The 23,418-nt window shown below is 67.5% G+C and carries 11 protein-coding genes; all 11 read left to right on the top strand.

Translation table 11 applies throughout. The features are described from left to right. Positions 1–159: 159 nt before the first annotated feature. From BJI69_RS17110 to BJI69_RS17060, 11 genes are read left to right on the top strand one after another with little or no spacing between them, the layout of a single operon-like run. Positions 160–6,807: a type I polyketide synthase gene (locus BJI69_RS17110; RefSeq protein WP_052767066.1), complete on the top strand. Its 6,648-nt coding sequence runs from the start codon at positions 160–162 to the stop codon at positions 6,805–6,807. Next, the gene (locus tag BJI69_RS17105) at positions 6,804–13,178 is read left to right on the top strand and encodes a non-ribosomal peptide synthetase (RefSeq protein WP_052767065.1); all 6,375 of its coding nucleotides are present in this window, start codon (positions 6,804–6,806) and stop codon (positions 13,176–13,178) included. The genes BJI69_RS17110 and BJI69_RS17105 overlap by 4 nt, the downstream gene beginning before the upstream one ends. A 24-nt stretch (positions 13,179–13,202) precedes the next feature. Beyond that, on the top strand, positions 13,203–14,336 hold the full coding sequence (locus tag BJI69_RS17100) for a glycosyltransferase family 2 protein (RefSeq protein ID WP_046966680.1): 1,134 nt from the start codon (positions 13,203–13,205) through the stop codon (positions 14,334–14,336). A gap of 5 nt (positions 14,337–14,341) precedes the next feature. Then, positions 14,342–15,436, top strand: a complete 1,095-nt coding sequence (locus tag BJI69_RS17095; protein WP_244465224.1) for a polysaccharide deacetylase family protein — start codon at positions 14,342–14,344, stop codon at positions 15,434–15,436. Then, on the top strand, positions 15,424–16,686 hold the full coding sequence (locus tag BJI69_RS17090) for an O-antigen ligase family protein (RefSeq protein WP_046966678.1): 1,263 nt from the start codon (positions 15,424–15,426) through the stop codon (positions 16,684–16,686). The genes BJI69_RS17095 and BJI69_RS17090 overlap by 13 nt, the downstream gene beginning before the upstream one ends. Continuing rightward, positions 16,683–18,041 (top strand): phenylacetate--CoA ligase family protein, encoded by a 1,359-nt coding sequence (locus BJI69_RS17085; RefSeq protein ID WP_046966677.1) that lies wholly within the window; start codon positions 16,683–16,685, stop codon positions 18,039–18,041. Before BJI69_RS17090 ends, BJI69_RS17085 begins: the two co-directional genes overlap by 4 nt. Next, positions 18,038–19,156 carry a glycosyltransferase gene (locus BJI69_RS17080; RefSeq protein WP_046966676.1) on the top strand — a complete coding sequence of 373 codons (1,119 nt, stop codon included), beginning with the start codon at positions 18,038–18,040 and terminating at the stop codon, positions 19,154–19,156. Before BJI69_RS17085 ends, BJI69_RS17080 begins: the two co-directional genes overlap by 4 nt. Continuing rightward, complete coding sequence (locus BJI69_RS17075) at positions 19,153–20,325, top strand: glycosyltransferase family 4 protein (protein ID WP_046966675.1); 1,173 nt, start codon at positions 19,153–19,155, stop codon at positions 20,323–20,325. The genes BJI69_RS17080 and BJI69_RS17075 overlap by 4 nt, the downstream gene beginning before the upstream one ends. Further along, positions 20,322–20,960 (top strand): polysaccharide deacetylase family protein, encoded by a 639-nt coding sequence (locus tag BJI69_RS17070; RefSeq protein WP_046966674.1) that lies wholly within the window; start codon positions 20,322–20,324, stop codon positions 20,958–20,960. Before BJI69_RS17075 ends, BJI69_RS17070 begins: the two co-directional genes overlap by 4 nt. Then, positions 20,957–22,129, top strand: a complete 1,173-nt coding sequence (locus BJI69_RS17065; protein WP_046966673.1) for a glycosyltransferase family 4 protein — start codon at positions 20,957–20,959, stop codon at positions 22,127–22,129. Before BJI69_RS17070 ends, BJI69_RS17065 begins: the two co-directional genes overlap by 4 nt. Beyond that, complete coding sequence (locus tag BJI69_RS17060; RefSeq protein WP_244465223.1) at positions 22,126–23,358, top strand: hypothetical protein; 1,233 nt, start codon at positions 22,126–22,128, stop codon at positions 23,356–23,358. Before BJI69_RS17065 ends, BJI69_RS17060 begins: the two co-directional genes overlap by 4 nt. Positions 23,359–23,418 lie beyond the last annotated feature (60 nt).

The raw sequence follows: 23,418 nt of genomic DNA, 5'->3' as shown, positions 1-23,418 counted from the left end.
TCGCATGAAAGCCGAAGGCACGGCACGCTGGATGAGGGATGACAGGGGCCATACGGTGAGCCGCCGCGACGCGCGATGCGCTTCGCCGGGTTTACCTGTTGCCGCCTCTTCCTTTCGGCCTATGCCTTCGTGCTCTCCCCACGGGTACGAGGCAGCACGATGAACGACGTATTTACCACCGCACGGCACGACAACGGGACCGTCCACGGGCGTTTCAGCGCTGTGGCGAAAGCCTGCGCGGAGCGGATCGCCGTCGCGTCCGACCTGTCGAGCCTCACCTACGCCGAACTCGACGCACGCAGCGATGCCGTCGCCGGCGCGCTGGCCGCCGCTGGCGTGGAACCGGGTAGTTACGTCGCCTTGCTGATGGAGCGTTCGGTCGAAGCGATCGTGGCGGTGTTCGGGGTGTTGAAGGCCGGTGCGGCCTATCTGCCTATCGATACGCGCTGGCCGGCCGAGCGGGTGGCGTTTGCGCTGCGGGATGCGGATGTGGCGGCGGTGGTGGTGGATGAGGGACTCGACCTCTCTGTCGAGGACGTTCCGGTGTTTACGGTGGCGGGGTTGGGGGAGTTTGGCGAGCACCCATCGCCGCTGAAGCGGCTCCCACAGGAGCAAGTGGTTCAGCAGGGTTCCGGTGGCGATCTGGCTTATGCGATGTATACGTCGGGGTCGACGGGGACGCCCAAGGGTGTGGAGATTCGGCATGCGTCGATTCTTCGTCTTGTCCTCAAGTCGGACTTCATCGACTTCGATGCGCCTAAAGTTCTGCATGCGGCGCCGCTGGGCTTCGATGCGTCGACACTGGAAATCTTCGCACCGTTGCTCAATGGCGGTACCTGCGTGGTGTATCGCGAGCGCGTGCCGACCGGTTGCGGTATCGCGCTTGCCGTGGAGCGTCACGGTGCGGAGATCGCCTGGATTACGGCGGCACTGTTCAATGCCATCGTCGACGACGACGCGACCCATCTCTCCGGCCTGCGCGTGATCCTCACCGGCGGCGAAGCGTTGTCGGTACCCCACGTACGCAAGGCATACGCCGCCCTACCTGCCACGCTACTGATGAACGGCTATGGCCCGACCGAATGCACGACGTTCGCGACGACGTATCGCATCCCGCGCGAACTTCCCGACGAACTCCACGCGATTCCCATCGGCATGCCGATCGGTGAGACCTCGCTGCACGTGCTTGACGAGGCCGGGAACGAAGTCACCGCCGGCGAGACAGGCGAACTGTACATTGGTGGCACGGGCGTCGCACGGGGCTACCTCAACCGCCCCGAACTCACCGCCGAGCGCTTCGTCGCCGGGGGTTCGCGTTATCGCACCGGCGATCTGGTGCACTGGCTTCCCGATGGCAATCTCGCCTTCGTCGGTCGCGTCGACGGCCAGGTGAAGATCCGCGGTTACCGCATCGAGACCGGCGAGATCGACATCGCGCTGCGCGCCCTGCCCGGCGTGACCGCGGCCGCGGTGATCGCGCGTGAAGACACGCCGGGCCAGAAGCGTCTCGTCGCCTACTATGTCGCCCAGAACGCCGCGGTGACTGCGCGCGGCTTGCGCGACGCGCTCGCCCTGACTCTTCCCGAATACATGCTCCCGGTGGCGTGGATGCGCCTCGACGCGCTCCCGGTGAACGACAACGGCAAGCTCGATCGCCGCGCCCTGCCGGCACCCACCCGTGCCCGCCCCGAGTTGGCCGCGCCCTTCGTCGCACCACGCGGCGACATCGAGACACGCCTCTGCGCCATCTTCGCCGACACGCTGGACCTGGATGCCGTCGGCCGCGACGATAACTTCTTCGACCTCGGCGGCAGCTCTCTTCTTGCAACGCGCGCCATGACTCGCGTGCACGAGGAACTGTCGCCGACCCCATCCCTGGTCGGCTTCTTCGCCGAGCCGACACCGGCTGCCGTCGCGGCCACGATCGAAGGTCGTGCCACCCGTCAGGCCCTGGCAGGACGCTTGTCGGGTGGCACGCCGCACGCCGGCGAGCCGGTGGCGATCATCGCCATGGCCGGTCGTTTCCCTGGTGCGCCCGACGTCGAGACTTTCTGGGACAACCTCTGCGCAGGGCGCGAATCGATCCGCTTCTTCGCCCCGGGCGAACTGGACCCGGCGGTGAGCCAGACGGATCGGGACGATCCCGGCTACGTCGCCGCGCGCGGCGTGATCGACGATGTCGAACAGTTCGACGCCAGCTTCTTCGGCATGTCGCCGCGCGAGGCCGAGCTGACCGATCCGCAGCAGCGCCTGTTCCTGGAGCTGTGCTGGGAGTGCCTCGAGCGCGGCGGCTATGTGCCGGACGCCCAGGACACGCCAGTGGGCGTGTTTGGCGGCATGCACAACGCCACCTATTTCCAGAAGCACATCAACGGCCGTCCCGACCTCATCGACAAGCTCGGCGCCTTCCAGGTGATGCTCGGCAACGAGAAGGATTACCTGGCCACGCGCGTCGCGCACAAGCTCAACCTGACCGGCCCGGCGATCAGCGTGAATACGGCCTGTTCCACCTCGCTGGTCGCTATTGCCCAGGCCTTCGACGCCCTGCGCGCCGGACGCTGCAGCATGGCGCTCGCCGGTGGCTCGTCGATCTCCTGCCCGCCGAACAGCGGTTACGTGGCGCAGGAAGGATCGATGCTGTCACCCGATGGGCATACGCGCACGTTCGACGCCAACGCACAGGGCACCGTGTTCAGCGACGGCGCCGCCGTGGTGTTGCTCAAGCGACTTTCCGATGCGCTGCGCGATGGCGATCCGATCTACTCGGTGATTCGCGGCGTCGCCGTCAACAACGATGGTGGCGTCAAGGCGAGTTTCACCGCGCCGAATGCCGCGGGACAGGCGGCCGTCATCACGATGGCCCTGGACGATGCTGGCGTTTCCCCGCGCGACATCTCCTACGTCGAGGCGCATGGCACCGCCACCCCGCTCGGCGACCCGATCGAACTGGAAGGCCTGACCCAGGCGTTTCGTCAAGGCACCACCGACAAGGGTTTCTGCGCCCTGGGCTCGCTGAAGAGCAATGTCGGCCATCTCGTGATGGCAGCCGGCGCCGCGAGCGTGATCAAGACCTCGCTGGCCCTTTGCGAGCGTCGGCTTCCGCCATCCCTGCACTTCACCGCCGCCAACCCGCGGCTCAATCTTGCCGATTCGCCGTTCATCGTGAACGACACGCTGCGTCCGTGGCAGACCGCCGGCGGTCCACTGCGCGCCGGCGTGAGCTCGTTCGGTGTCGGCGGCACGAACGCCCACGTGATTCTCGAGGAGGCACCGGAACGCACACCGTCCGATGTCGCCAGCGGCCCGCAGTTGCTGCTGCTCTCCGCCCGCACGCCCACCGCGCTCGGCCACGCCGCTGCACGGCTTGCCGATCATCTCGCCGCGCATCCGGACGGCAACCTGGCCGACACCGCGTGGACGCTCGCTCGCGGCCGCAAGGCCTTCGTGCAGCGCAGCCACGTTGTCGCTGTTTCCACTAACGATGCGATGTCGAAGCTTCGCGATATCGCCGCAGCCGCCATGTGCCGTGCCTGCGCCACGCCGGCGCCGGGCCTGGTCTTCCTCTTCCCGGGACAGGGCTCGCAGTACGCCGGCATGGGCCGCGAGCTGCACGCGACGGAGCCCGCATTCCGCGCTGCTCTCGACGAGGTGGCCGCTGCCTTGCGCGACGTACTGGGCTTCGATCTGCGCGAGAAGATGTTCACCGGCGACGCCGATGCCCTCAAGGCGACCGAGCTGACCCAACCGGCCACCTTCGCCCTGGAATATGCGCTCGCCCAGCTGTGGATGAGCCTCGGCGTGCAACCTGTCGCGATGATCGGCCATAGCGTCGGCGAATTCGCCGCCGCGGCACTCGCCGGCGTCATGTCACTGGCTGACGCAGCCCGGCTCGTCGCCCGCCGTGGCCGCCTGATGCAGGCGCTTCCTGCGGGGTCCATGCTCTCCGTTCGCCTGGGCGCCGCCGAACTGCGCGCGCGCCTGCCGGACACGCTTTCCCTGGCCGCCGAGAACGCGCCGAACGCCAGCGTCGTCTCCGGTGACACGGATGCCGTCGAGGCCTTCCAGGCGATCCTCGAGGCCGAGGGCGTCGCCTGTCGCGTCCTCCACACCTCGCACGCCTTCCACTCGGCGATGATGGATCCCGCGCTGGAGGCGTTCCGTGCCGAAGTAGCCGCCGTGCCGCTCGCCACGCCACGCATCCGCATCGTCTCCACGCTGACCGGACTGCCGCTGACCGACGAGGAAGCCATCTCGCCGGACTACTGGGCACAGCACATGCGTCACACCGTGCGGTTCTCGCCGGCGCTGCAACACACGCTGGACGACGGCACGCACGCCTTCCTCGAAGTCGGCCCGCGTCCCAGTCTCGCCCTGCTCGCCCGCCAGCACTCGCAGAGCCGTGGTCGCACGATCGTCGCCTCACTCGGTGACGGTCCCGCCGACGAGCGCAGCGCGTGGCTCGGGGCTGCCGGTGCACTGTGGTCTGCCGGCGTCGCGATCGACACCGACGCATTCGACCACCGGGAGAACCGGCGTCACGTGCGCCTGCCTACCTATCCCTTCGAGCGCAAGCGGCATTGGATCGAGGCACGCCTGCCGGCGTCCGTGACGCCGATCGCCGCCGCCCTTTCTCCTGCTTCTCCCGTCGTTCCGGAGCCCCTCATGCCGATGCCTTCCGCCCCCACCAGCAACGCCCGTCCGCAGCGCCTCGTCGGCGAGCTCCTCGCCCTCTTCGAGGATGTTTCGGGTACCGAGCTCGAAGGTGTCGATCCGGGAGCCCATTTCGTGGAGCTGGGCCTGGACTCGCTGTCGCTCACCCAGGTGGCGCTGCAGCTGCAAAAGACCTACGCATTGAAGATCACCTTCCGCGAACTGATGGACGGCTGCTCGTCGTTCGAACGGCTCGCGGCGCACATCGATCGCCTGTTGCCGGCTGAAGCCCAGCCGGTGGCGCCCGTGGCCGCGGCCGTCGCCGCGCCTGTCACGGCGGCGGCGCCCATGCCGATGGCCATGGGCGGCGGGCTGGTCCAGGACGTGATCGCGCAGCAAATGCAGATCATGCGGGAACAGCTGGCGTTGCTGGCGGGAGCCGCCGCTCCCGCATCACCTGCTTCTGTGGGAGCCGCTCCTGTGGGAGCCGCTTCAGCGGCGATAGCCAGTTCGCCGCAAGCTCCCATCGCCGCTGAAGCGGCTCCCACACAGAGCTCTAGCCCCACACAGGGCCAGGCGGCCGGAACGGACGAAGAGGCCGCGCTGGCCCACACCACTTACGACGTCAAGAAGGCCTTCGGCGCCATCGCGCGTATCCACCATGGCGCGACCGAACTCACCGGGCGGCAGCGCGCGCGCCTGGACGCCTTCATGCGCCGCTACATCGAGCGCACGAAGACCTCCAAGGCCTATACCGAGGAACACCGTGGTCACCTCGCCGACCCGCGCGTGGTCAACGGCTTCCGTCCCCTGCTGAAGGAAATCGTCTACCAGATCGTGATCGAGCGTTCCAAGGGCCCGAAAGTCTGGGACCTCGACGGCAACGGCTATGTCGACGCCCTGAACGGCTTCGGCATGAACCTGTTCGGCTGGCAGCCTGATTTCGTCCTCGACGCCGTGCGCAAGCAGCTCGACGCCGGGTACGAAATCGGCCCCCAGCATCCGCTGGCGGGCGTCGTCGCGAAGCAGGTCTGCGACCTCACCGGTTTCGACCGCGCCGCTTTGTGCAACACGGGTTCCGAGGCGGTCATGGGCTGTGTGCGCGTCGCGCGCACCGTCACCGGTCGCGACACCCTGGTGATCTTCACCGGTTCGTACCACGGCATCTTCGACGAAGTGATCGTGCGCGGCACGAAGAAGCTGAAGTCCGTGCCGGCCGCGCCGGGCATCCTGCGCAACACCTCCGAGCATGTGCTCGTGCTCGACTACGGCACGCCCGAGTCGCTGCAGATCATCCGTGAGCGCGCGTCGGAGATCGCCGCCGTCCTGGTCGAGCCGGTTCAGAGCCGTCGCCCCGACTTCCAGCCGGTGGAGTTCCTGCAGGAACTGCGTGCGATCACCGAGGAAGCCGGCTCCCTGCTGATCTTCGACGAAGTGGTCACCGGCTTCCGCGCGCACCCGCGGGGCGCCCAGGCCGTGCTCGGCATCGACGCGGACATGGCTTCGTATGGCAAGGTCGTCGGCGGTGGCTTCCCGATCGGGGTCATCGCCGGCAAGCGCCGCTTCATGGACGCGCTCGACGGCGGTCACTGGCGCTTCGGCGACGATTCCACGCCGACCGTCGGCGTGACCTATTTCGCCGGCACCTTCGTCCGCCACCCGCTCGCCCTGGCCGCGGCACACGCCGTGCTCACGCATCTCACCAACGAGGGCGGCCAACTGCAGGCCACACTGAACGCCAAGGTCACCGCCATGGCCGGGGAACTCAACGCGTTCTGCGTCAGCGTCGGTGCGCCGATCCACGTGGTGCACTTCGCCTCGGTGTGGAAGACCACCTTCACCGAGGATCACCCGCTGCAGGACCTGCTCTTCGCCATGATGCGCAGCCGCGGCATCCATATCCTCGACAACTTCCCCTGCTTCTTCACCACGTCGCACAGCGAGGCGGATTTCGCCGCCATCGTCGCCGCGTTCCGTGAATCGATTCTTGAAATGCAGGAAGCCGAATTCCTGCCGCGCCGCCGCGAGACGGCCTCCTTCGATGCCGAGCGTCCGCCCATGCCGGGTGCGCGCCTGGGCAAGGATCCCGAAGGTCGTCCCGCGTGGTTCGTTCCCAACCCGGATGCGCCGGGCAAGTACCTGAGGGTCACCGCATGATGCCGAACGAGCTGGCCGCCGCCACAGCGGTCGACTATGACCCCTTCGCCGGTACGCCGCTGTCGCGGCTCGTGCCGACCACGGAGCCCCAACGCGAGGTGTGGCTGGCATCCCGGCTGGAGCCGGAAGCCTCGCTGGCATACAACGAAGCGGTGTCGATCAACCTCAAGGGCTCGCTCGACGTGCCGGCTCTCGAATCCGCCCTGCAGGCGATCGTCGATCGTCACGAGGCGCTACGGGCCACGTTCAGCGGTGACGGCGAAAACCTCTTCATCGCCGAACACACCACGCTGCCGATCGCCTTCCACGATCTCTCGCTGCTCGCGCCCTTCGAGAGCGACGCCAGGATCATGAACGCGTTCCACCGCATCGTCACCACACCGTTCGATCTCGAGCACGGCCCGCTGGTGCGCGCGGAAGTCTTCCGCCTCGCCGCGGACCGTCACCTGCTTACCCTTGCCGCGCACCACATCGTCTGCGACGGCTGGTCGTTCGGCGTGATCGTGCGCGATCTCGCCGCCCTTTACGCGCAGGGCACGGGACAGGGCGCAGGCCCTGCCCCCGCCGGCGCGTTCTCGAACTTCGCGTTGGCCGAGGCTGCGCACGCCGGCACCGGGGCGGCCCGCGAGGACGAACAGTACTGGCTCGGCCGGTTCGCCGGCTCCGCGCCCGTGCTCGACCTCCCCACGGACCGTTCCCGCCCCCGCCGTCGGTCGTTCACCTCACGGCGCGAAGACCGCACGCTGGACCCGACCGATGTCGCCGCGATCAAGCGCCTGGGCGCGGCGCATGGCGCGAGTTTCTACGCCACGCTGCTGACCGCCTTCGCCGTCCTGCTCCGCCGTATCGCGGGGCAGGACGACGTCGTCATCGGCATGCCTTCCGCAGGCCAGGCGGCGGAAGGCCATGACACCCTGGTCGGCCATTGCGTCAACGTCCTGCCCTTGCGGACCCAGGTCGACGACACAGCCACCTTCGCGCAGCTCCTCGGCACGGTGCGCAACGACCTCCTCGATGCCTTCGATCACCAACGCTATACGCTGGGCAGCCTGCTCGCCCGCCTGTCGATCGCGCGCGATCCCTCGCGCCTGCCCCTGGTCACCGTGCTGTTCAACCTCGATGCGCAACTCGACGAGAGCACGGTGACGTTCCCGGGCCTGCGCTTCGACGTGGAAGCCGTGCCGCGCGCGTACGAGAACTTCGAACTCTTCATCAACGCCGTGCAGGTCGATGGCGCCTTGCGCCTGGAATGCCAGTACAACGCCGACCTGTTCGATGGCGCGACGATCCAGGGCTGGCTCGACGCGTATGCGATGCTCCTTCGCCAGGCAGCGCTCGACCCGACTGCCGCGGCCGTGGCGCTGCCGATCGTTTCCGACGCGGTGTACCGCGAACTGGCCGCGCTGCAACCCGCGCCGACGCCGTTCCCGGAACTGCGCCTCGCGCACGAGTTCTTCGAACAACAGGTGGACCGCGCACCCGAGCGTTCGGCCGTCCGTCACGCCGACCGTTCGCTCAGCTACGCCGCGCTGGAGTCACGCTCCAACCGTGTCGCCAACGCCTTGCGCGATCGTGGCATCGGTCACGGCGACCTGGTCGGACTGTCGCTGTCGCGCGGACTGGACATGGTCGCTGGCGTGCTCGGCGTGCTCAAGTCCGGTGCCGGCTACGTCCCACTGGACCCGACCTTCCCTGCCGACCGCCTCACCTTCATGGCCGAAGACGCCGCCCTGGCGGCCCTCGTCATCGACGACAGCGCACCACTGGCCTTTCCCTTCGATCCGACGCGCGTGCTTTCGCTCGCCAGCGATGAAGTGGTCCACGCCTCGTTCGACCGCCCGGAGCGCAACCGCAAGGCGGCGACACCCGACTCGGTCGCCTATGTGATCTTCACCTCCGGCTCGACCGGTCGCCCGAAGGGCGTGCGGGTGCCGCACCGCGCCGCGGCCAACTTCCTGACCAGCATGCAGCGCGTGCCCGGCATCGCGCCGGACGATCGGCTGGTCGCGGTGACCACGCTCTCGTTCGACATCGCTTTCATGGAGCTGATGCTCCCGCTGACCAGCGGCGCCGAAATCGTCGTTGCCGGTCGTGACGATGTGCGCGACGGCGGCCAGCTGCGCCGGCTGATCGAAGACGTGGATGCGACGATGATGCAGGCCACGCCGGCCGGATGGCGTCTGCTCGTCGATGCCGGGTGGCACGGTCGTCCGGCATTCCGCGCCGTCTCCGGCGGTGAGCCGCTGCCGGTCGACCTGGCCGAAGCCCTGCTCGATCGCTGCGGTGAAGTGTGGAACGGCTACGGCCCGACCGAAACGACGGTCTATTCGACCTACTGGCGCGTGTCCGACCCGCGCGAGGGCATCTACATCGGTCGTCCCATCGCGAACACCACCGTGCATATCCTCGACGAGCGCGGCAACCATTGCCCACTCGGCATTCCCGGCGAAATCCACATCGGCGGCGCCGGTGTCACGCTCGGCTATCTCGACCGTCCGCAGCTCACCGCCGAACGTTTCATTCCCGATCCCTGGTCGGAAACCCCGGATTCGCGCATGTATCGCACGGGCGATCGCGGCCGCTGGCTGGCCAACGGCATGATCGAGCACCTCGGCCGCCTGGATTTCCAGGTGAAGGTGCGCGGCTATCGCATCGAGCCCGGCGAGATCGAAAGCGTGATCGCCGATAGCCCCGACGTCGGTCGTGCCGTCGTCATCGCGCGCGAAGACCGCCCCGGCGACGTGCGTCTGGTGGCCTACGTGGTGGGTCGCGACGGGGCGACGGTCAGCGAGGAGACGTTGCGCTCGCGCCTGCGTTCACGACTGCCCGACTACATGATCCCGCAGCACATCCTCACACTCGACGCCATCCCCCTGATGCCTAACGGCAAGATCGACCGCAAGGCGCTGCCGCCGCCGATCGCACACTCCGTGGCGACGCCCGGCGAGCGCATGGCGCCACGCAACGAGGACGAGCGTCGCGTCGCCGCCGCCATGGAGGCGGTACTCAGCCTGCCCGATCTCGACGTACGCGACGACTTCTTCGCGCTGGGTGGCCACAGCCTGCTGGCCGCACAGCTGACGGCCCGGCTCAATCGCGAATTCGACGTCACGCTGTCGTTCCGCACGCTGTTCGACGCGCCCACCATCGAACAGCTCGCTGCCGCGATCGGCTCGCAGGTCGCCAGCGGCAGCGCGCCGGCCGCCGCTCCGATCGATCACCGCGCCGAGCAGGATCACGCGCCGCTGTCGCTCATGCAGCGCCGCCTCTGGGCGCTCGAACGCATGCATCCCGGCCGCGTCACCTATAACGCGCCGTCGGCGCATCGCCTGCGCGGCCGGCTCGACGAACACGCCTTCGACATGGCGTTCCAGGCACTGATCCAGCGGCAGCCGAGCATGCGCACCGCGTTCCGCGACGTCGGCCAGGACATCGCCCAGGTCGTCTCGTCGCAGCTGGCGTATCCGTTGTTCCCGGCCGAAGACCTCTCCGACCTGCCCGCCGAGGAGCGCGAGGCGCGCCTGATGCAGCGCCTGCAGGAACTCACCGACACGCCGTTCGACCTGGGTAGCGCGCCGTTGTTCAGCGCGCGCATGTTCCGTCTCTCCGCCGACGAACACGCCTTCTTCTTCATGCCGCACCACATCATCTGGGACGGCTGGTCGTTCGACATCCTCTACAACGAACTCTCGGCGCTGTATCGCGCCTTCGTCGCCGGGCTGCCTTCGCCGCTTGCCGCCCTACCGGTGACCTATGGCGATTTCGCCGAGTGGCATTCACACTGGCTGGAGTCCCCGGCCTTCCAGTCGCAACTCGGCTTCTGGCGCGAGCGCCTTGCCCAGATGGGCGATGTGCGTGCCCTGCCGACGGATCATCCGCGCCGCCCCGGCATGTCCGGACTGGGTCGCACCGAGTGGATCCGCGTCTCCCGCGATGACACCGATGCGATGCACGAGGTGGCAAAGCAGGCCGACGCCACGCTCAACATGACCTTGCTCGCGCTGTACTACGCCATGCTGTCGAGCTCGGCAGGCCAGCACGAACTGGTCGTCGGCACGCCGGTGCGCGGCCGCAACCAGACCGAGGTCGAGTCGGTCATGGGTTACTTCAACAACCTGTTGCCGCTGCATGTAAGCGTCGACCCCGCGTTGTCCTTCCTCGAATTCGTACGCCACGTCAAGCGCACTGCCATTGAAGCCTTCGGCCACCCGGATGTGCCGCTGGAATACCTGCAGCGCGAGCTGAAGGTCGGCCACGGCGCCGGCGCCACGCTTTACCAGGCACTTTTCTCGTTCCAGGACGCGCGGCAGCGTTCGGTCGACTGGGGTGGCCTGGCGCACGAACAGATCCTTCTGTTCCAGAGCGCCGCGACGGAGGACCTCGGTCTGTGGTTCCTCGAGAGCAACGCCGGCATGGTGGGTGGCGTGACCTATAACGCCGACCTTCTCCAGGCCAGCACTGCGCGCCTCATGCGCGAGCGCTATCTCGACATGATGAAGCGTGTCGCCGCCGATCCCTCGCTCTCGGTGGGTTCGCTCACGGCGGCAACGCCCGCCGAACGGGAGAAGATGCGCGGCTGGAACGCCACGGGTAGTGACGCCCACCTGCCGCTCGACCTCTACGCGATGGTGGAGGCCCGCGCGAAGCTCGCGCCGGACGCGCCCGCCGTCGTCCACGGACCGCGCACCACCAGCTACGTCGCCTTGCTGCGCCGCGCGCTGCGCATGGCGATCCTGCTGCGCGATCGCGGCGCGCTGGCGGGCAGCGTCGTCGGCCTCTGTGTCGACCCCGGCTCGGACCGTCTCGCCGGTCTCCTTGCGATTGCCCACACCGGCAGCACGGCCTTGTTACTGGATCGTGCCGACCCCGCCGCGCGCCTGCGCGACATCGTGGCGGACGCGCGCATGACCGTGATGATCGGCGACATCGCACTGGAAGCCACGCTGGACTGGCCGCGCGCCTGCGCGCTCTGGCTCGACGCGGACCACGCCGAAATCGATGGCGTGCTTCTGGACGACGTGCCGGTCGGCGCCTATCCCGAACCCGATGCCGCGGCCATCGCCTTCCACGTACCGGGGCCCGACGGCAATGCCCGTGGCGCCTCGCTGTCCCATCGCTCGCTGACCAACACCGTCGAAGGCCTGGTCAAGGCACTCGACCTGCGTGCCGACCAGCGCATCGGTGGCGACGCGATGGCGAACGATCCCTTGTCGATCATCGAGCCCCTGCTCGCCCTGGCCGTCGGCGCCTCATGCGTGGTGGCGGAGCCACAGGATCTTGCACGGGGCGAACTCACCCCACTGGACCGGTTCATCGCCACACCGGAAACCTGGCACGCGCTGCTCGAGCAGGGCTGGGCCGGTGCCCCGACGTTGGAGGCCGCCATCGTCGGTGGCACGCCCACGCCGGAACTGGCCATGCGCATCAGCGAGCGTACCGCCGGCCTGTGGACGCTGTTCGGTGACGCCTTGTCGGCGCCCGTCGCCACCTGCGGCCGTGTGGACGCTGCGATCGATGCGCTGCATGAAGGGCGGCCGCTGGCCAACAGCGAAATCTGGATGCTCGACGACGACGGCGAGCCTTCCCCGATCGGCGCGACCGGCGAAGTCGCCATCGCCGGCCGCGGCCTCGCGATGCCGTTCGGCACGCGCGCGCTGGCCGATCGCCAGCCGGGCGACGATCGCCTCGTCCGCACCGGCTATCGCGGCCGCTGGCTTGCCGATGGCGTGGTCCAGGTGCTCGACCGTGACGATCGCCGCATTCGCCGCCACGGCCTCGACATCGAGCCCACCGCCATCGAGACCCTGCTGCTCGCCCAGCCCGGCATCATCCGGGCGCTCGCGGTAGCACGCACCGGTCACGCCGGCGACCAGCGCATCGACGCCTATGCCGTCGCGACGCCAGGTTGCCAGCCCGACGTGGAAGGTGTGCGTGCCGCACTCGCCACCCACCTGCCCGCGTGGTCGATGCCAGCCAGCCTGACCTTGCTCGACGCCATGCCGCTGCTGACGACGGGGGAGCCGGACGTCGCCGCGCTGCCGCTGCCGACGGAGCAGCATGCCGGCCAGGGCACGCCGAGCAGCGACGAGCCGCATACGGAAAGTGAGCGCCTGCTCGCGGCGGTATGGCAGGAGCTCCTGGGCATGTGCCGGGTCCGCACCAGCGACAATTTCTTCGACGTCGGCGGTCACTCCCTGCTCGCCGTCGACATGGCCATGCGCGTGCAGAAACTCACGGGCGTGCAACTGAACCTGCTCGATATCGCCAACGGCACGCTCGGCACGCTCGCCGCGGATCTCGCCCTGGCTTCGCCAGCGGCACCTGCCACATCGAAACGTGGCCTGTTCAGTCGCCTGCTCGGGCGAGGTTGACACGATGGCACCGGGGGGAACGCCATGATCTCGCACCTTGCCTGGCTCGCCTGCTGGACGTCGGCCCTGTTGCTGGTCCATGTCTTCGTCGGCTATCCCGTGCTCGTCTGGCTGCAGGCACGCCTTCGTCCTCAGCCGGTAGCGCGTCACGCGATCCTGCCGACGGTGAGCATCGTGATCGCCGTGCACGACGGTGCGGGCTTCATCCGCGCGAAGCTGGCCAGCCTGCAGGCGCTGGATTATCCGGCCGAACTCATCGATATCGTGATTGCCTGCGATGGCTGTCACGACAGCACGGTGACGACGGCGCGACGCTCCACCGACCCGCGCTTGACCGTGCTGGATTTCCCGAATCGTCGCGGCAAGGCCGCCTGCCTCAACGACGCGGTGGCCCTGACGCGCGGTGAGGTGTTGTTGTTCACCGACGTCCGCCAGAAGCTTTCGCCCACCGCGCTGACCGAACTGGTCGCCAACCTCGCCGACCCCACGGTGGGCGCGGTCGGTGGTGAACTCCATATGGAGAACCTGCGTACGGGCTTCGCCCAGGGCGTCGATTTCTACTGGCGCTACGAGAAAGGCATCCGCCACGCGGAGAGCCGCTCCGGCTCCACCATCGGCGTGAGCGGCGCGCTCTATGCGATGCGCCGCCGCCTGTTCCAGCCGATCCCTCCGGGCACCGTCCTCGATGACGTACTCGTACCCATGCGCGTGGCCGCGCAAGGCAAGCGCGTGGTCTTCGAGCCCCGCGCCATGGCCTGGGACCAGCCCTCGCAAGTGCCCGAAGACGAGCGTCGCCGCAAGATCCGTACGCTGGCTGGCAACTACCAGCTGATCCAGCTCGCGCCCTGGCTGCTCCTGCCGTGGCGCAACCCGCTGTGGTTGCGTTTCGTCAGCCACAAGCTCCTTCGCCTGTGTGCACCGTGGCTCATCCTCACCCTGACCCTGAGCAGCGGCGTGTTGTTCACGCGCCATCCGATGTATGCGGTCGCGTTCTGCTGTCTTGTCGCCGGTGCGCTGATGGTCGGCCTGGCTCGCCTGCGTCCGACGCTCGGTCGCCTGTTGCCCTTGCGTATTGCCCTCGCGTTCTTCTACCTCAACCTCTTCGCGGCCCAGGCCCTGCTCGCCTTCGCCCGCAATCGAAGGCTGCACCTATGGTGATCGACATGAACGATGGCGCTCCAGGCATCCGTGGCCGTCTCGGCGAGCTGTGTTATTCCAGCGGCCTGCTGCATTCGCTGCAGCGGGTGCGTGCATGGTGGCAGCGCGACCTGCGCATCCTCGCCTACCACCGCATCATGCCGCTGCCCGATCCGGACACCTACGAGTTCGACCTCGAACTGATCAGCACGCCGCCGGACCAGTTCCGCGAGCAGATGCTACGCATCCGCAAGTACTTCAGGCCCATGCGCCTGACCGATGTCGTCGCCGCGCTGGACGCCGGTGAAGCACTGCCGCCGGACACCGTGGCCGTCACCTTCGACGACGGTTACGACGACAACTACCGGATCGCCGCACCGATCCTCGACGAGCTCGGCGTGCCGGCGACCTTCTTCGTTTCCACCGGCCATATCGATAGCGGCAGGCCGTATGCGTACGACTGGCTGGTCCACATGATCCTGGTGACCCGCGCGCCGCGCCTCGTGCTACCCGAGCTGCAGATCGACGTGGCGCTGCCCGCCGACCGCGCCTCGCGCCGGCGCATCGCCGGCAGCGTCCTGCTGAAGATGAAATGGCTGGACGCCCTCGGCCAGACCGCCATGACCGAGCGTCTGGAAGCGGAGTGGAACATGCCCGCGGCCAGCGCCCGGCCGGTCGATTGCCGCCCGATGACCTGGGACCAGGCGCGGGAGATGGAAGCCGCCGGTCTGGAGTTCGGCTCCCACGGTGTCCACCACCGCATGCTCGCGCGCCTGCCGCAAGACGAGATGGAACGGGAAATCCGCGAATCCAAGACCACGCTCGACCGCGAGCTGCGCCATCCCTCGATCCTCATGTCCTACCCCGTGGGCGGCGACCGCGCGTATAACGAGGCCGTCATCGCGGCAACGCGCAACGCGGGCTTCAAGCTCGGCTGCAGTTACATCTGCGGGACCAATGCCGAGCCGTCGGTGAACCGTTACGCGCTCAACCGCCTGCCGGTGGAGAGCAACATGGGTCCGGGCTGGTTCGCCGCCATGCTCGCCCTGCCACAGCTGATGAGCTATCCCACGGCGGCGCATGAAGCGAACGGCCCTAAGGATCACGCATGTTCCCCCTGATCCTCATCTATGTGGTGCTCACGATCATCCGGCCGCAGGATTACCTGCCGGGCCTGGAAAACGTGCCCGTGCTTCCCGCCGTGCTGCTACTCGCGTTTGGCTCGTGGCTGTTCTCGAATGCGAAGACCTTCGCAGCGCCGCAGTTCCTGATCCTTCCCGCCTTCCTCGTGATCCTGATGATTTCGCAGGTCACCAATGGATGGACGGGCGGCGCGATCGACGAACTCGCACGCTTCGGCCCGGTCGTGATCGCGTTCTTCGTCTTCGGTGCGGCCTGTAACACGCAGCGGCGCGTGCGCATTGCCATGGGCGTCTTCGTCGCCTGCGCGGCGGTGCTGGCCCTGCACGGCGTGGAACAGTCTCGCCTGGGCACCGGCTGGACCGGCATCCCGCTGAGCGAAGGCGGCCGAATCCAGTACGTCGGTATATTCAACGACCCGAACGACCTCGGCCTGCTCTTCGCCGCCTGCCTGCCGATGGCGGTTTTCCTCGGCCGTCGCGGCGCCGGCATGACGCGTCCGGTCTGGCTCGGCTGCGCCATGCTGCTGCTCTACGGCATCGTACTGACCAACTCGCGCGGCGCGCTGCTCGCCGTGCTGATCATCGCCGGATGCTATGTGTGGTATCGCAAGGGCGTCGTGATCGCGGGACTGCTCGGCGTGCTTGGGCTGACCGCGATGAAGCTGGTGTCCTCACGCATGGACGAGCTGGACGCCGGTGAAGAATCCGCTGCGGGGCGCGTCGACGCCTGGTACGCGGGACTGGAAATGTTCCGTGACAACCCTGCCTTCGGCGTCGGTGCCGGCAACTTCACCGAATACAACGAACTGACCGCGCACAATTCCTTCGTGTTGGTCCTGGCCGAGACGGGCTTCGTCGGCTTCGTCACCTGGCTGGCCTTCGTCGGTTACGGCTTCTGGATGATGCTGACGATCATCCGCCATGTGCGCGTACCCGGACACGATCCGGCCATCGAGGCGGAATGGGCGATGGAAAAGCAGATGGCGCTGACCCTGCTGCTGTCGCTGTGCGGACTGTTTGCCGCCGCCTTCTTCCTCAGCCGAAGCTACATGGTGGTGCTGTACCTGATCGCCGCGATGGTCGCGGGCCACTACATCGGCGCACGCAAGCGCTGGCCGGAACTGCCCTTCTTCCGCCTCTCCGATGGCGGATGGCGCTGGGTACCCGCCGCCGCAGGCAGTGTCGCCGCCCTCTTCGTTCTCGTCGCCGTCCTGCTGAGAACCGTATGAGCCTCTACGAGTCAGCGCTGCGCAACGTCATCTGGCCCGCCTACGAAGGCGGCCTGCGCCGGCGTGAGACGCCGACGTACATGCGTCGGTACGAGAGCGACCAATGGCTCAGCCGCGAGCGGATCGAGGCGCTGCAGTTCGAGCGCCTGCAGCGTTTGCTCGAATGGTGTTATCGGGAGGTGCCGTATTACCGCGAACGCTGGTCTGCGCTCGGCATCGCACCGCGCGACATCCGCAGCATGGACGACTTTGCGCAATTGCCGGTGCTGACTAAGGCCGAGATCCGCAACCATGCCAACGACCTGACAGCCACGTCGTTGAAGGACGGCCTCGGCTACAAAGCCACGGGCGGCTCGACGGGCGAGCCCCTGCGCTTCGGCTTCACCCGCGAGAGCAACGACCGTCGCGTCGCGGTGATGTGGCGTGGGTACGGCTGGGCAGGCTCGCGCATGGGCCGCCGTACACTGTTCCTGTGGGGTGGGCCGGTCGGCAACCCCAGTGCTGGCCATCGGCTGAAGGATCGCCTGTACAACGCCGTGTTCGCCCGCAAGCTGCTCAACAGCTTCGAGATGACCGAGACCAACCTCGCCAGCTACGCCGATGCCATCGATGCGTATCGGCCCGAAGTCATCGTGAGCTACGTGGGGCCGCTGGTCCGCCTGGCCGAGTGGCTGCTGGCCAATAACCGTCGCGTCGCCGCGCCCGCATCCATCATCGGCGCCGCGGAAGCCCTGCATCCCTTCCAGCGCGAGATCATCGAGCGCGCGTTCGGTGCACCGGCCTTCAACACCTATGGCTGCCGCGAATTCATGCTCATCGCCTCCGAATGCGAGCACCGCAACGGGCTGCACGTGAACGCCGATCACCTGGTGGTGGAAACGCTGGACGCCAACGGCCATCCGACGCATGCGGGCAGCGGCGAGATCGCCATCACCGACCTCTTCAACGACGGCATGCCGTTCATCCGTTACGTCAACGGGGATATGGCCACCCACGCCGGTGGCGAGCCCTGCCCCTGTGGCCGAGGCCTGCCCAGACTCGCCTCGGTGGACGGACGCAAGCTCGACGCCATCCGCACGCCGGCCGGCCACGTGCTGCCGGGCGAATTCTTCCCGCACATGCTCAAGGATGTGCCGGGCCTGACCCGTTTCCAGCTCGTGCAGCGTCGCCTCGACCGGCTCGACCTGTCGATCGTCCGCGGCGATGCATTCGACGATGCCTCCCTCGAGTACATCCGCCGTGAGGTGGCCAAGGTGCTCGGTGAAAGCGCCGAACTGCATTGCCACTTCGTCGACGATATTCCACTGACACGAAGCGGCAAGCTGCGCGTCACCGTCTCGGAGCTGACCTCGTGAACATCACGCACTTCGTCGAGAACCTCAATCGGGGCGGTCTCGAGCGCATGGTGCTCGACCTGGTGACCGAGCAGCACCGCCTCGGCCACAAGGTCCAGGTGATCTGCCTGTTCGAACGCGGTTCGCTGGCCGGCGAGCTGGACGCACTCGGCATTCCCGTCCACGCCTGCCACAAGCGGCGCGGCTTCGATCTGCGCGCCATCGGCCGCGCACGCGGCTACATGACGGCCCACCGGCCCGAAGTGCTGCACACGCATAACGCGGTCGCGCACTACCAGGCCGTGCTCGCCTCGGCCGGCATGGGTATCAGGCAGGTGGTGAACACCCGTCACGGCATGGGTGGCCAGCAGAAGCCCGGCCGTCGCGAGTGGTTGTTCCGCCGTGCCATGAAGGCCACCGATGCGGTGGTCGCCGTCTGCGAAGCCGCACGCCGCGATGCGGTGCATCGTGGCATCGTGCCGGCGGCGAAGGCCTGCGTGGTGCCGAACGGCATCGTCCTCGGCGGCTTCGAGCTGGCCTCGGACACGATGCACGAACGGCTCACCCGCATGCTCAACCTGCCCACCGGCACGCGCATCATCGGCACGGTGGGTCGGCTGAACTGGGCGAAAGACCAGGCCAGCCTCATCCGCGCGTTCCGCCAGGTGCACGAAAGTCGCCCGGATACCGCCCTCGTCCTGGTCGGCGATGGCGAACTGCGCGACACGCTGCGTGCCTGCGCCTTCGACGAAGGCGTCGCCGGCAGCGTGCACTTCCTCGGCGACCGTAACGATGTGCGCCAGTTGCTCCAGGGTTTCGACCTGTTCGTGCTCTCCTCGGTCACCGAGGGCTACTCGATGGCCCTGCTCGAGGCCTGCGCCACGGGCCTGCCCATCGTCGCCACGGATGTCGGCGGGAATGCCGAGATCGTCCGCGACGACGCCACCGGCCGCCTCGTCCCGCCCGCCGACGCGCCCGCCCTCGCCAGCGCTATCCTGGGGTTGCTCCACGAGTCCCAGCGCGCCTCGTCGTTCGGCCGGGCAGCGCGCCAGTGGGTCGAGGCCCACGGCTCGCTCGAGGCTATGGCGACGCGGTATGGAAAGCTCTATTTCGGCGACATGGAGGCAGCATCGTGAAGATCCTGATCCTGACCAACCTGTTCCCGACGCCGTGGGATCCGCGTCGCGGCACCTTCAATCGCCAACAATTCCAGCGCCTGGCCGAGCGCCACGAGGTCGACGTGCTCACCGCCGTCGATTTCCGCGAGCGCATGGCGGGAGCCCACGGCAGCGTGTACGTCCCCGGCGTGCGCCGCGACCACTTCACCTTCTACCACCCGCCGGGCATGGGACGCTTCCTCAACGCCTTCTGCTTTTTCGCCAGCGTGATGTGGCAGCGCGGCCGCGAATTGCGTGCGGCGCGCTACGACGTGCTGCTGGCCAGCTGGGCGTTTCCCGACGCGGTCGCCGGCGCCTGGGTGGCGCGACTGCTAGGCATTCCCTACGTGGTCAAGGTGCATGGCAGCGATCTCAACGTGCAGGCCGAGGCGCGCCTGCGCCGGCCGCAGATCCGCGCCGCGTTGCGTGGCGCCGGCGCCGTGATCGCAGTCAGCAAGGCACTCGCGCGCAAGGCCGTGGAGCTGGGCGCACCCGCCGAACGCGTGGAGGCGATCTACAACGGCGTCGACACCCGTGTCTTCCACCGTGGCGACCGCACCGCGGCGCGCGAACGGCTAGGCCTTCCGGCCGACGTGCCCATCGTGCTCTACGCCGGTAACCTCAAAGCCACCAAGGGCTGTCACGACCTTATCGAAGCTTTCCCCATGCTGGTAAAACGCCACCACGATGCACGGCTGATCTACGTTGGCGAAGGTCCGTCGCGAGCGAACCTCGAGGACCGCGCCGCCTCGCTTTGCTGCGCGCCCGGCGTCCGCTTCGAAGGCGCCGTCGACCACGCGGCGCTCGCCGACTGGTTCCGCGCGGCGGACGTGCTCTGCCTGCCCAGTCACAACGAAGGCGTGCCCAACGTCGTGCTCGAGGCCATGGCCTGCGGCACACCGGTGGTGGCGACCGCCGTCGGCGGCATTCCCGAAGTGCTGCCTGAAACGGCAGGCATCCTGGTTCCCCCCCACCAACCACACGAACTGGGCACCGCCCTGGTCGAAGCGTTCGAGCGCCATTTCGATCCCATCGTGATCGCCGCGCATGCGGCCACCTTCCGTTGGGACGAGAACATCGACCGCCTGGAGCACACGCTCCATCGCGTAGCCGCCGGCGAACCGGCCCATCTTGGCGCCAACGCATGAACTGGAAACTGAAAAAGCACGACCTGCTCGGCCTGCTGCCGGAAGCGCTGGTGCTCACGCGCACGCGCGACCGCGACCTTCGCTACCTGAGTTTCGACGACGGCCCGGATCCCGAACACACGCCGAAGCTGCTCGACACCCTGGCACGGCACAACGTGAAGGCGAGCTTTTTCCTGGTCGGCGAGAAGATCGAGCAGTACCCGGAAATCGTGCAGCGCATCGTCGCCGACGGGCACATGATCGGTAACCACTCGTACAGCCATTGGTCGTTCCGCAACATGAACCTGCGCAAGCAGCTCGACGAGGTCTATCGGACCGACGCCCTGCTACGCCTGTTCGACAACCGTCCGCACCATCGCATGCGGCCGCCGCATGGTTATGTCGGTGCCAAGCTTCTCCTGCATTTCGCCCGGCGCAAGCGCAGCTTTATCTACTGGTCGTACGACAGCCTCGACTACCAGGACCGGCCGATCGAGGCGCTCATCTCGCGCTTGCGGGACGATCCGCCCTCCGCTGGCGACATCGTGCTGATGCACGACGACAGCGACAAGGCAGCCGAGGCACTCGACGTGCTTCTGCCCGAATGGCTCGACCAGGGCATTCGTTTCGGCGCCCTCCCCGGCAACGCGCCTTGAAGATCCTCTACCACCACCGGACGCGTGGGCGCCACGTGGAGGGTGTGCATATCCGCGGGATCGTGCATGCGCTGCGCGACCTGGGCCACGATGTCTCGGTGATGTCGTTCCCCGGCGCGGATCCGGAACGCGAAGTGCCCGAAGCCGCAGGTGGTAGCGGCGGACGCGGACGGCTGGCCAGCTTCGTCACGAAGCTGCCCGGCATCGTCTTCGAGATGTTCGAACTGCTCTACAACCTCGTCACCCTGGTTCGGATGACCCAGGCCTGGCGCACCCAGGCGCCGAGGCTGATCTACGAGCGCTATTCCCTGTTCCTCTTCGCCACCGTCTGGCTGGCCCGTCGCCGGGGCATCCCGCTGGTCCTGGAGATCAACGACTCCGCGCTGGTCCACCGTGTGCGGCCGCTGACCATGAAAGGTCTGGCACGGCGTATCGAAGGTTGGTGCCTGCGCCATGCGACCGGCCTGGTCTTCATTTCCACGTATTTCCGCGATGAAGCCGTCGCGGCCTACGGCCAGATTGCTCCCTCGGTGATCTCGCCGAACGCCGTGGACCTGTCGCGATTCGACCCCGCCCGCTTCGACCGCGAAACGCTGCGCCGCGAGCGCGGCCTCAGCGAACGAACGGTGTGCGGGCATATCGGCGCCTTTGCCCACTGGCACGGCGTGGACGACTTCGTCGAAGCCATCGCGAACCGGCTGCACGACGTGCCGGAACTGGCGCTGGTCTTCGTCGGTGACGGCAAGACCTTGCCAGCGGTGCGGGCGCTCGTCGCCGAGCGCGGCCTGAGCGATCGCGTCCTCCTGCCGGGTCGCGTGCCCCACGAAGACGTCGCCAGCTGGATCGCCTGCATGGACTATGCCGTGTTGCCGAATTCCAATCATTACGGCTCTCCCATGAAACTGTTCGAGTTCATGGGCATGGGCGTTCCCATGGTTGCACCGGATTACGCACCGGTCGCCGAGGTGATCGCCGATGGCCACACGGGCTGGCTGTTCCCGCGTGGCGATGCCGCCGCCTGCGTCGAGCGCGTGCTCGAACTGGCCCGGCTGACCGATGAGCGCAGGCGCGTGGGTCATGCCGCGCGTGACTACATCGCCAGCGAGCGGCAATGGCGCAACAACGCCGAACAGCTGCTCACCCTGGTGCCCGCCGGAGCCGTCGCGTGATCGTCGTCGCCCTGATCGTCCTGTTCGTCCTCGCCTTCGCCGCCGCGGTGACGGTGGCGATCCGTGCGCGCAACATGCAGTACTGGTTGTGGGGCTACCTGACCCGGCCGAAGCCGCCCAAGGTGTCGGGTCCCGTCCACGTCATGTTCTGCTTCGTCGACCATTTCGAGCCGAACTGGGGTCGCGTGGACATGGATACCCAGCGTCGGCGCGTGGACCGCTGGTGCACGGACTATCGCGCGCTCGCTTCGCGTCATCGCGACGCCGACGGCCGGGTGCCCCAGCACAGCTTCTTCTATCCGGAAGAGGAATACGTCGAGGAGCATCTCGACAAGATCGAGTCGCTCTGCGCGGACGGTTATGGCGAGATCGAGATCCACCTCCACCACGACAACGACACGCCGGACAACTTCGTCGCCACCATCGACCGCTTCAACCGGCTCCTGCACGAAAAGCACCATGCCTTGCCGCGCGATCCGGTCACGGGCCAGCTGCGCTTCGCCTTCATCCACGGCAACTGGTGCCTGGACAACTCGCGCGCCGATGGACGCTGGTGCGGCATCAATAACGAACTGATCCTGCTCCGCGAGCTCGGCTGCTATGCCGACTTCACCCTGCCCTCGGCACCCAGCGACACGCAGACGCGGATGTCGAACGCCATTTACTACGCCACCGACGATCCGCATAAGTGCAAGTCGCACGACACCGGCGTACGCATGCGGGTGGGCGGCAAGCCATCGGGCGACCTGCTGATCATCCAGGGCGTGCTCGGCCTGAACTGGAAGAGCCGTCGTTTCGGCATCATCCCGCGCATCGAGAACTCGGACATCCGCCGCGGCTCGCCGCCCACGCCCTCGCGCGTGGACCAATGGGTACGTACCGGCATCCACGTCGAAGGCCGGCCGGAATGGATCTTCATCAAGATCCACACCCATGGCACCCAGGAAGGCGACATGGACACGCTCCTGGGCCAGCCCGTCGACGCGATGCACGACCACCTCGAATCCACCTACAACGACGGCCGCGACTACGTCCTCCATTACGTCAGCGCCCGCGAGATGTACAACATCGCCAAAGCCGCCGAAGCCGGCATGACCGGCGATCCCGGCCGCTACCGCGATTTCGAGCTACCCAAGCCCGGCAGCAGCGGGAAACCCGATCCGGCGGCAGCCGCCCCTGTGGGAGCCGCTTCAGCGGCGAAACCAGACCCCCTCACGACACCCGGCTAAGAGGCGGTACACCGCTGCATTCCCCGGCAGGGGAAACACCCCAATCACACACGCCCCCGC

Origin of the sequence: Luteibacter rhizovicinus DSM 16549 (assembly GCF_001887595.1) — a bacterium.
Taxonomy (GTDB): domain Bacteria; phylum Pseudomonadota; class Gammaproteobacteria; order Xanthomonadales; family Rhodanobacteraceae; genus Luteibacter; species Luteibacter rhizovicinus.
The sequence above is the reverse complement of the archived record's forward strand: the minus strand, read 5'-3'. Positions and strand labels throughout refer to the sequence as shown.

Bases quoted from the DNA above. Each gene is read 5' to 3' on its own strand.
- BJI69_RS17110 (WP_052767066.1), top strand. From the start codon at position 160: ATGAACGACGTATTTACCACCGCACGGCACGACAACGGGACCGTCCAC.
- BJI69_RS17105 (WP_052767065.1), top strand. From the start codon at position 6,804: ATGATGCCGAACGAGCTGGCCGCCGCCACAGCGGTCGACTATGACCCC.
- BJI69_RS17100 (WP_046966680.1), top strand. From the start codon at position 13,203: ATGATCTCGCACCTTGCCTGGCTCGCCTGCTGGACGTCGGCCCTGTTG.
- BJI69_RS17095 (WP_244465224.1), top strand. From the start codon at position 14,342: ATGAACGATGGCGCTCCAGGCATCCGTGGCCGTCTCGGCGAGCTGTGT.
- BJI69_RS17090 (WP_046966678.1), top strand. From the start codon at position 15,424: ATGTTCCCCCTGATCCTCATCTATGTGGTGCTCACGATCATCCGGCCG.
- BJI69_RS17085 (WP_046966677.1), top strand. From the start codon at position 16,683: ATGAGCCTCTACGAGTCAGCGCTGCGCAACGTCATCTGGCCCGCCTAC.
- BJI69_RS17070 (WP_046966674.1), top strand. From the start codon at position 20,322: ATGAACTGGAAACTGAAAAAGCACGACCTGCTCGGCCTGCTGCCGGAA.